2 protein-coding genes are annotated in these 2,712 nt (G+C 47.3%); both read left to right on the top strand.

Annotation, left to right across the window (positions count from 1 at the left end):
• On the top strand, positions 1-2,306 hold a 2,306-nt coding region (locus ACRBG0_RS10100), incomplete at its 5' end, for an ABC transporter permease (RefSeq protein WP_431486775.1).
• A gap of 146 nt (positions 2,307-2,452) precedes the next feature.
• On the top strand, positions 2,453-2,712 hold a 260-nt coding region (locus ACRBG0_RS10105), incomplete at its 3' end, for an FAD-dependent oxidoreductase (RefSeq protein WP_431486776.1).

A 2,712-nucleotide genomic window follows, 5' to 3' on the forward strand; every position in this document is an offset into this window, starting at 1 on the left:
TGGGAATGACGGCAGCGATGGCACTTTTTTTATACGTACAAAAAGAGTACAGCTTTGATCGCCAGCATCATTATGCAGACCAGATCGTAAGGGTTAACCTAAAGGTAGCAGACGGAGATTTGGATGAGAGTTGGGCCACTGCGCCCAACATAGCAGGCCCTGCTCTCGCGGAGGCTATGCCGGAAGTGAAGGCTTTCGTACGTTTGCTGCACCATAATTTTGGGCGCACAGCCTCGGTAGCTTTCGGCGATAAAAGGTTGAAAGAAGAACGCCTTTTTTGGGCAGACTCTACCTTGCTCGATGTGTTCGACGTATCGCTGGTTGCAGGGGATCGTGCCACGGTACTTGACCGTCCGGCTACGGCAATGATCAACAGCAGTACCGCAGAACGAATTTTTGGTGAGCAAAATCCGATTGGCAAAGAATTGCTGATTGATAACGAATCAAGTGTAGAGATTACAGGCGTTTTCGCCGATTTCCCAGACCATTCTTCTTGGCAACCAAATATTATCGGTTCTTTTAGCTCGGTAGGCTGGGCATACAATCGCTTGTATTGGAGCAATGCGAGTTATGAAACGTTCTTGCTGCTGCGTCCTGGCTTTGACCTAGCAGATATTAATTCAAAAATACAGGGAGTATTAGAAAATGCAATAGCACCCGAAAATCGTTGGTTTTCCCTTTGGGCGCAACCACTCACAGATATCCACTTGCATTCCTCGGGCGTACTGCAAGGGTATGCCACCCGGCTTGGTGATGCCAAACAGGTGCGTTTGATGGGGATTTTGGCGCTAGTGGTTTTACTGCTCGCTTGTTTCAATTACATCAACCTGACGACGGCTCGTTCCCAACAACGACTGCGGGAGGTTGGCATTAGCAAGGCCATTGGTGCGTCTACCCGGCACATGGTTAGTCGATTTCTTACGGAAACGGCATTGCTCACCGGTTTGGCAGTTGTACTTTCGATTGGTTTGTTGACATTGGTGACTCCCAGTTTATCGGGACTTACCCAGCGCGATTTGCAGTGGCAACAGTTACTGGAAAATGGTTGGTGGCTGTCAATTCCTATAACGTGGTTGACGGTTACGCTGGTTGCTGGCATTTATCCGGCACTTGCTTTGGGAATGAATAATGCCAAGCAATTGCTCCAACCCGTAGCGCGGCAGGGGAGTGGGCACGCGATTTTTAGGAAGGTCTTGGTAGTTGGTCAATTTGTGGTGTGTATAGCGCTCATTGCAGGGGCTTTGCTGTGCCAAAAACAGATCACTTATCTGGGGCAGAAAAAGCTTGGCTATGGTGTTGACGCCGTCGTAGCTATCAACTTGGCAGGCTCTGATAATGAAGCTGGTAAGACGGCATTAGAAAAGAATATCGCCCAACAAGTAGGAGTAGAAAAAGTGGCCCGAGCGCAAGCATTTCCGGGTATAGGTACCAGTGGTTACTCCATTTCTGACCCGGACAATCCGCAGATTCCTCACCGGGTATTGGCAAACTTTTCCGAGCCTGGTTCCGAAGATTTGTTGGGGTTAGAATTATTGGCAGGTAAATTCATCACCACTCAGGCTGAAGGTGATACTACCATTGATGTGGTCGTCAATGAGCAACTAATCAGCATTTTTGGATGGACACCAGAAGAAGCTATCGGCCAAACACCTGGCAACTTGTTTGACCCTGGCACCCAAATCGTCGGTGTGGTCAAAGATTTTCATTTTGAATCACTTCATCATCCCATTGGAGCTTACGTTTTGCATAATGATCAGAGCAAGGGGCGCCCTGATTTCTTGCTGGTGCGAGTACGCCCGGATGCGCTGAATACGATATTGCCGAAGCTGGCAGGCCTATTTCAGGAATACCTGCCAGAAGCGGCCTTTGATTATACTTTTCTGGATCAGACCGTCGCGAGTTTTTACGATAATGAGACTCGTCTTTCGCAAGTCGTATGGCTTTTTACTTTGCTAACGATCTTTATCTCGGCACTTGGTTTGCTGGGCTTGGCTACTTTCGCGGCGGCACAGCGCACCAAAGAGATCAGTATTCGTAAGGTCTTAGGCGCAAGTATTGGCGGAATCGTGTTGTTGCTTTCCAAAGATTTTCTGTGGCTGGTGTTCATCGCCGTGCTTCTCGCTGTGCCATTGGGTTGGTGGGTTATGCAAGAGTGGCTGACCAACTTCGCCTACCGTATTTCTATCGAATGGTGGGTATTTGGTCTGGCTGGCGGGACAGCCCTTTTGATCGCATTTCTCACTATTGTAGGACAAAGTTGGCGGGCCGCCATTCGCAATCCGGTGGATGCTTTGCGGAATCAGTGATTGTTGATATTATTTCACAAATGCAACAATGTTGCATTTGTGAAATAATGTATTACCTTTGTGATGGTTCACAAGCAGGCAAGGACGGCTGATAAGGTCAGTAATGCATTCGCCTGTGTAATAAAATCACCATCAACATTTGATTTATGAAGGAGTCGCAATCATTTGAAGTAATAATTATAGGAGGAAGTTATGCTGGCCTATCAGCGAGTCTTGCTTTAGGAAGGTCCTTACGCAAGGTATTGGTCATAGATAGTGGAAAACCATGTAATCAACAGACTCCTCACTCCCATAATTTTCTTACCCAAGACGGAAGAACACCGAAAGAAATTTCAAATCTGGCAAAGCAGCAAGTTGAGAAATATGATACGGTGAAATTTCACAGTGGATTTGCAAAAACAGGAAC

Origin of the sequence: Lewinella sp., assembly GCF_050633125.1 — a bacterium.
Lineage (GTDB): Bacteria > Bacteroidota > Bacteroidia > Chitinophagales > Saprospiraceae > Lewinella.